The organism is Streptomyces sp. 8L, assembly GCF_020176795.1.
Taxonomy (GTDB): Bacteria; Actinomycetota; Actinomycetes; order Streptomycetales; family Streptomycetaceae; genus Streptomyces.
The window spans coordinates 1-6,990 of record NZ_JAIUKE010000260.1; the positions used below are offsets into that span (position 1 = coordinate 1).

General features: G+C 74.8%; 7 protein-coding genes. 1 reads left to right on the forward strand and 6 read right to left on the reverse strand.

What is annotated here, in order from left to right:
• The first annotated feature begins 97 nt into the window (after positions 1-97).
• Positions 98-469, forward strand: a complete 372-nt coding sequence (locus LCE31_RS21580) for a type II toxin-antitoxin system PemK/MazF family toxin (RefSeq protein ID WP_225016624.1) — start codon at positions 98-100, stop codon at positions 467-469.
• Positions 470-612: 143 nt separating this feature from the next.
• Here LCE31_RS21580 and egtD read toward each other — a convergent pair whose 3' ends face one another.
• The 6 genes from egtD to LCE31_RS21610 all read right to left on the reverse strand — a co-directional run.
• Positions 613-1,584, reverse strand: coding sequence for an L-histidine N(alpha)-methyltransferase (gene egtD / locus LCE31_RS21585; RefSeq protein ID WP_225016614.1), 972 nt, complete (start codon positions 1,582-1,584; stop codon positions 613-615).
• A complete protein-coding gene (gene egtC / locus LCE31_RS21590; protein WP_225016616.1) occupies positions 1,581-2,342 on the reverse strand; it encodes an ergothioneine biosynthesis protein EgtC in 762 nt (253 codons plus the stop codon). Before egtC ends, egtD begins: the two co-directional genes overlap by 4 nt.
• On the reverse strand, positions 2,342-3,664 hold the full coding sequence (gene egtB / locus LCE31_RS21595; protein WP_225016626.1) for an ergothioneine biosynthesis protein EgtB: 1,323 nt from the start codon (positions 3,662-3,664) through the stop codon (positions 2,342-2,344). The genes egtC and egtB overlap by 1 nt, the downstream gene beginning before the upstream one ends.
• 101 nt (positions 3,665-3,765) lie before the next feature.
• Positions 3,766-5,040, reverse strand: a complete 1,275-nt coding sequence (gene egtA, locus LCE31_RS21600; protein WP_225016618.1) for an ergothioneine biosynthesis glutamate--cysteine ligase EgtA — start codon at positions 5,038-5,040, stop codon at positions 3,766-3,768.
• 126 nt (positions 5,041-5,166) lie between these two features.
• Positions 5,167-6,240, reverse strand: coding sequence for a lysophospholipid acyltransferase family protein (locus LCE31_RS21605; RefSeq protein ID WP_225016620.1), 1,074 nt, complete (start codon positions 6,238-6,240; stop codon positions 5,167-5,169).
• Positions 6,237-6,990 (reverse strand): GNAT family N-acetyltransferase (locus LCE31_RS21610; protein ID WP_225016622.1); only part of this gene is annotated, 754 nt, incomplete at its 5' end. The genes LCE31_RS21605 and LCE31_RS21610, both read right to left, overlap by 4 nt.

Below are 6,990 nucleotides of genomic sequence, written 5' to 3' on the forward strand. Positions count from 1 at the left end.
AACTGGGCTCCGGGTCCTCGGAGAAGACCCGGCACCTCCTCGACGCGCTCAGCGCCGCGGCGGCCCGGCGGCGACGACCGAGGCGGACCCCCGCGAGGTGGGACGGGTCCGCACCGAGTACTCCCCCGCGCACGACGGCGACCCCGATCCGGGCGAGATCGTGTGGACCTGGGTGCCGTTCGAGGAGAACGACGGCCGGGGCAAGGACCGCCCCGTGCTGGTCGTGGCGCGCGAGGCGGGCGGCACGCTCCTCGCCGTGCAGCTCTCCAGCAAGCGGCACAGCGGCGATCCCGGCTGGGTGGCGATCGGCCAGGGGCCCTGGGACCGCGAGGGGCGTGACTCGTGGGTGGCCCTGGAGCGAGTGATGCGCCTGCACGAGGAGGGCATGCGGCGCGAGGCGTGCGCGCTGGACCGGGGCCGCTTCAACCTGGTGGTGAACCGGCTGCGGGAGCGGTACGGCTGGACCTGACGGGACAGCGCCGGCCCGGCGTACGGCCGGACCCGGTGACCGACCGCCCGCGCGCGCCGCTGAGCCGACGCGCTCACGCGAACGGCGCCGGCCTCCCGTACCGGTGGAAAGGGGTACGGGGGGCCGGCGCCGCGCGGGACGGGTCAGACGGCGGTGGCGAGGGAGAGCGCGAAGCGGCCCGCCTCGTCGGTCCACCAGCGGGCCGGCTCGAACCCGGCCCCGGCCAGTTCGGCGCCGATGCCCTCCCTGCGGAACTTGGCGGAGATCTCCGTCCGCATCTCCTCGCCGCGCTCGAAGTGCGCGACCAGATCGAGTTCCGGCACCTTGACGGTGAGTGCGCGCCGGGCCCGCAGCCGCATCTCGATCCACTCGTGTTCGCGGTCCCAGAGCGCCACATGGTCGAAGTCGCCCGGATCGAAGTCGGCCCCGAGTTCGCGGTCGACCACGGACAGGACGTTCTTGTTGAACGCGGCTGTCACACCGGACGCGTCGTCGTACGCCCGCACCAGCACGTCCTCGTCCTTCACGAGGTCCGTGCCGAGCAGCAGCGTGTCGCCCGGCGCCAGCAGGGCGCGTACCGAGGCGAGGAACGCCGAGCGCTCGGCGGGCAGCAGGTTGCCGATCGTGCCGCCGAGGAAGGCGACGAGCCGGGGGCCCGGCGTGGGCGGCAGTTCCACGCCCCGGGTGAAGTCGGCGATGAGGGCGTGCACCCGCAGCTCGGGGCGCTCGGCGAGCAGCGTCTCGGCTGCGCCGGTCAGGGCGCTCTCGCTGACGTCGACCGGCACGTAGTCGCGCAGTCCGGTCGCGGCGCTGAGCGCGTCGAGGAGGTGCCGGGTCTTCTCCGAGGACCCGGAGCCCAGTTCGACGAGGGTGCGTGCGCCGGTGGCCGCGGCCATCTCGGGGGCGCGGGTGAGCAGGATCTCGGCTTCGGCCCGGGTCGGGTAGTACTCGGGCAGCCGGGTGATCTCCTCGAACAGCTCGCTCCCGCGCGCGTCGTAGAACCACTTGGGCGGCAGCGACTTGGGATCAGCGGTCAGGCCCTGGCGGACGTCGGCGCGGAGCGCGGCGCCCGTGGCGTCCTCGGGCAGGGTGCGGGTCACGGTGTACGGGCTCACGATGGCGGCTCCTTGAGGGGGGTGAGCGTCACGTCGGCGCGGGTCGCCACGAGCAGCGTGCGGTCGGGGACCTCGCGCCAGCGGGGGTCGTCGTCGTACGGCTCCGAGGCCACCACCGCACGGCGGCCGGGTTCGTGGAGGTGCCAGAGGGTGTCGCCCCAGGCGGTGGCGGCGATGGCCGCGCCGTCGGTGAGCAGCAGGTTGAGCCGGGACTCAGGCGCTGCCGCGGCTCCCGCCACGTCGTGGACGGTGTCGGCGAGGGCCTGGCCGAGCTTGTCGCCGGCCCGCAGCCGGTGCAGGAGCAGGGCCCAGACCAGTGCGGAATCGTTTCTGGCCTCCAGTGCGAGCAGTTCCTCGGCCGGCAGCGCGGCGGCGAGCCGTGCGACGCTGCCCGGCCAGCCGGTGACGGCTCCGTTGTGGCTGAAGAGCCAGGGCCCGGCGGCGAACGGGGCCGCCGCCGCCTCGCCGTCCGCACTGGGTGCTGTGGCGTCCCGTACGGCGGCGAGCAGCGCGCCCGAGCGCACCACGCGGGCCAGGTCGGTGAAACCGGGGTCGGCCCAGATCGGCCCGGCGCGCCGGTCGCGCGCCGGAACGGGGTCGTCCTGCGCGTACCAGCCGATGCCGAAGCCGTCGGCGTTGACCGTGCCGTGGCTCTGCCGCCTGGGCGCCCAGGACTGCTCGTACAGGGCGTGCGGCGGCTCGACGAGTACCTCGGCGAGCGGCGCGGGCGGACCGAGAAAAGCGAGGTGGCGGCACATCAGGCGTCCCGCGCGGTGCGGAATCCGGAGAAGATCTGCCGGCGCACCGGCAGGTCCCAGTTGCGGAAGGTGCCCCGGCAGGCGACCTCGTCGACCGCGAAGGAGCCGCCGCGCAGGATCTTGTAGTCGCCGCCGAAGAACACCTCCGAGTACTCCGGGTACGGGAAGACCGTGAATCCGGGGTACGGCAGGAAGTCGCTCGACGTCCACTCCCACACGTCGCCGATGAGCTGCCGGACCCCGAGCGGGGACGCGCCGGCCGGGTAGCTGCCCACGCGGGCCGGCTTCAGGTGGCGCTGGCCGAGGTTCGCGTGCTCGGGCGTCGGGTCGGCGTCGCCCCACGGGTACCGGCGCGACCGCCCCGTCTCGGGGTCGTGGCGGGCCGCCTTCTCCCACTCCTCCTCGGTGGGCAGGCGCCGGCCGGCCCAGCGGGCGTAGGCGTCGGCCTCGTACCAGCTCACATGCAGCACCGGCTCGTCGTCGCGGACGGGCTCGGTGGTGCCGAAGCCGCGGCGCAGCCACTGGCCGCTGTCCTGGCGCCAGAACAGCGGGGCTCCGATGCGGTGTTCACGGATCTGCGCCCAGCCCTGTGGTGCCCACCACCGCTCGTCGGTGTAGCCGCCGTCCTCGATGAACGCCCGGAAGGCGCCGTTGGTGACGGGCACGGTGTCGATGTGGAAGGCGGGAACCAGCCGCTGGTGGGCGGGGCGCTCGTTGTCCAGGGCCCACGGCTCCGTGGAGGTGCCCATGGTGAAGGGCCCCGCGGGCACGAACACCTCGGTGGGCAGCGCGGCCGCGCCGGTACCGTCCGGCGCCGGCGGTTCGGGCGCGTGCAGCACGGCCGGGCCCTTGCGCAACTGGTGGGTGATCAGCATGGTCTCGTCGTGCTGCTGCTCGTGCTGGGCGATCATCCCGTAGGCGAATCCGGAGCTGAGCAGGGGTGTGCCGTCGTGCAGCGGGGTGCGCTCGATGACGTCGAGCACACGGTCGCGGATGTCGGCGGCGTACGCGCGTGCCTCGGCTGGCGGCAGCAGCGGCAGTGTGGGCCGCTCGGAGCGCGGGTGCTCGAAGGCGTCGTAGATCGAGTCGATGTCGGGGCGTACGGCGTCCCGGCCGCCGACGGTGCGCAGCAGCCACTGCTCCTCCTGGTTGCCGATGTGGGCGAGGTCCCACACGAGCGGCGACATCAGGGGCGAGTGCTGGGCGGTGAGGTCGGGTTCGTCGACGCAGGAGGTCAGCAGGGCCGTACGGGCACGCGCACGGGTGAGCGTGCGGACGGCACGGGAGCGCAGGGCTTCGGTGTCCTGCCCGGTTATCAGCATGGCGGCCGGGCTCTCGTCGCTCCCCCCGGCGGCGGCACCTGAGGTGGCGGGCGCCGCGGCGTTCGCGGGGGCGGCCTTCGAGGTCTCGGCGGGGCGGTCGGTCATGTCCTGAGATCCTTCTCGGTTTCGGGTGCGCGCAGGTCGTCGGCGGGACATCGGCCCCGCAGGACGTAGCGCTCGGCGAAGTCGGCGACGGCGTCCTGGACGGCGCGGCCGGCGCCGACGCGCGGCAGGGCCTCAAGGGCCGTCTCGAAGCAGGTGGCGGCCGTGGCCCGCAGTTCCGGGTCGGCCATGCCGTGGCGTGCCGCGTTGAGCCACAGGATGTTGCCGGGGGCGGGCAGCGGCCCGGCTGTCTCGGCGAGCGGCTTGACCGCGCGGTACACGGTCTCCGCGGCCTCGGGATCGTCGAACAGCGCGGTGGTCACGGCGAGCGGCACGATCCAGCCGTTCTCGCCGGGCTGTGCGTCGATCATCCGCAGTTCCAGGTGACCGCGCGGTCTGACCGGCGGAAAGAGCGTGGTCAGGTGGTATTCGAGGTCGCTGCGGTCCGGCGGGCGGGGCAGGCCGCGTCTGATCCATTCGCGGAAGGTGAGCCCGTCCTGGACGGTCCAGGGGCCCTGGGGGCTCCGCACGCACATCACGGGCGCGTCGAGCGCGTGGGCGGTCCATCCGGCCCGCGGGTCGCCGTGGTCGGCCGGGGCGACGGTGCGGCCGGGGTCGAGTTTCGTCCACACGGCCTGCCGGGTGGAGCGCCAGCCGGTGGCGCGCCCCCGCCGCATGGGCGAGTTCGCGAACGCGGCGACGAGGACGGCGCCCAGCAGGTGCGCCAGCTGCCAGCGGCGGCCGTGGCCGAGCGGCCCGGGCTCCTCGTGGCCCGCGTCGAGGCAGACCTGCACGGACGCGGTGGTGCGCATCATCGTGCGCCCCGTATCGCCGTACTGGTCGAAGTACGCCTCCATCGCGTCGTAGCGCGGGGCGTGCAGCATGCGCTCGGGGTGGTGCCAGGGGTCCTGGCCGTAACCGGTGAGGGTGAGGCCGGCGGCGCCGAGACGGGCGCGGACGGCGTCCAGGTCCGCGGAGACGGTCGTGATGCATTCCGTCAGCGACGCGGCGGGCTGTGAGCTGAGCTCCAGCTGACCGCCGGGTTCGAAGGTGAGTGCCGAGTTCAGCGGCAGGGCCCGCAGGCCGTCGTAGGCGGTCGTACGACGGGGGGCCGACAGGGGTCGTTCGGGGTGGTGCGCGTCGTGGACGAGCCATTCCAGCTCGACGCCTACCGTGCGGGGTGGGCCTGTCTTGAAGCAGATGCCGTCGAGCAGCGCCTCTGCTTCCTCCTCGGTGAGCGCACTGCGCCCACCTGCGATGTTGTCGGGTGGCATGACCGGTTCCTCCTGTCGGGCCCGTGGCAGCGTGCGGGCCCCGGGTCGGGCCGAAGCGCTCCGGTCCAACCTAAAGCCACTCGTTTCCGCTCGCACAAGGGTGCCCGTGCCCCGGTCACGGAAACGTCAGGAAATCGACGGGGGGAGCCGCTCGGCGCCCGTACTCTTCCGGCCGCGCACCCGGCCTCCGCGCGGCCGTGGTACCGGGCCGGCGAGGCGCCCGGGGCCCGCCGTTCCGCCGCGTACGGGCGGGGCAGCGATCCCTTCTTCGGCACCCGCCGCACCGTGTGACCACGCCAGGACGTGCTCTGCCGCCGCGCCGTGCGCGCCCGGCGCGTGCCCGCCGCGCCGTTGAGCACCGGTCTCTCTCGGGGCGGCGTCGGGAGCCGGTACGCGGCCCAGCACGGCCTCCCACGCAGCGGTGGCGAGTTCCCCGCGGTCGGCGAAAGCGCCCGCGGGGATCTGCGGGAGCACCGTGATCTCCGCGCTGAGCCCGCCGGCGAGGACCACCCGCCACAGGGAGGCGGGCAGGGTGTCGTCGCCGACGAAGGCGGCGGCCCCCGAGATCCGCCCGCTCGCGCCCCGGTAGGCGATCCGGACGGGCTGGACGGCGGTTCCCGCGTCCAGGGCTGCTTGGAAGACCGCCGTGGTGAACCGCCCGCCCTCACCGCCGCACCAGGTGCACGCCTCGGGGAAGACCACCACGCGCGACCCCGCACCGAGCGCGTCGGCCAGGGTGCGTACGGCGGCGGGCAGGGCCCGCAACCGCTCGCGCTCCACGAAGAGGGTGCCGCCGCCCGCCGCCACGGGGCCGAGCACCGGCCACCCGCGTATCTCGCTCTTGGCCAGATTTCGCCCGGGAAGGACGGTCGCGATCAGCGGGATGTCGATCCAGGAGATGTGGTTGGCGACGACGAGCACACCGCCGCCCGCGCGCGCTGCGGTGGCCGGCCGCGCGAGACCGCGCACCCGCACGCGTATGCCGAAGGCGCGCAGCAGGGCGCGGGCCCAGCGCCGCGTGATCAGGTCGCGGGCGGCGGCGCCGAGGAGGGCGGCCACCGGCGCGAGGACGACGCCGGCGGTGAGCAGCCCGATCCCGCACAGCAGGCGGCCCGCGGCGGCCGGCGCGGTGACCGCGGGCCCGCCGTGGACGGCGCACTCCTGCGGGGTGCAGGGCGCCGTCGGCAGCCAGGCGCTCATGACGCCGGGACGAGCGAGAGGAAGTGGTGCAGGTAGCGGTCGTTCATCCGGTCCATCGCGAGCAGGACGCACAGGTCGGCGACGCCGAAGTCGGGGTCGTGCGCGGGGGCTCCGCAGACCCAGGCGCCGAGCCGCAGATAGCCGCGGAGCAGAGCGGGCAGCTCCGCGCGGGCCCCCGCGCCCGCGGCGCCTCCCGGCGTCCAGGGGCGGTGGGGGGTGACCCGGTAGGCCTCGGGGGCGAGGTGCCTCTCGCGTACGGTGCGCCAGGCGGACGCGGCGAGGACGCCACCGTCGGCGAGCGGCACCGAGCAGCAGCCGGTGAGGTAGCGGTGGCCGGTGGTGGTCATGTAGCGGGCGAGGCCGGCCCAGATGAGGCTGATGACGGCTCCGGTGCGGTGGTCCGGGTGCACGCAGGAGCGGCCGACCTCGACCAGTCCGGGGCGCAGGGGCGCGAACGCGGTGAGGTCGAACTCGCCGTCGGAGTAGAGCCGTCCCGCGGCCCGTGCCCGCTCGGGCGGCAGCAGCCGGTAGGTCCCGACGACCTCCCCGCTCGCTTCCTCGCGGACGAGCAGGTGGTCGCAGTACGCGTCGAAGCGGTCGGTGTCGAGGCCGGGTTCCGGCCCGTCCAGCCGGGCGCCGAGTTCGCCCGCGAACACCTGGTGGCGCAGCCGCTGGGCGGCGCGGACGTCGGCCTCGTCGCGCGCGAGGCCGACGCGGTAGCGCGCCCCGGGGGCGGGCGCAGTGGGGCGG

Coding starts and splice junctions, on each gene's coding strand:
- egtC (WP_225016616.1), bottom strand. CDS start 2,342: ATGTGCCGCCACCTCGCTTTTCTCGGTCCGCCCGCGCCGCTCGCCGAG.
- LCE31_RS21605 (WP_225016620.1), bottom strand. CDS start 6,240: ATGAGCGCCTGGCTGCCGACGGCGCCCTGCACCCCGCAGGAGTGCGCC.
- egtB (WP_225016626.1), bottom strand. CDS start 3,664: ATGCTGATAACCGGGCAGGACACCGAAGCCCTGCGCTCCCGTGCCGTC.
- egtA (WP_225016618.1), bottom strand. CDS start 5,040: ATGCCACCCGACAACATCGCAGGTGGGCGCAGTGCGCTCACCGAGGAG.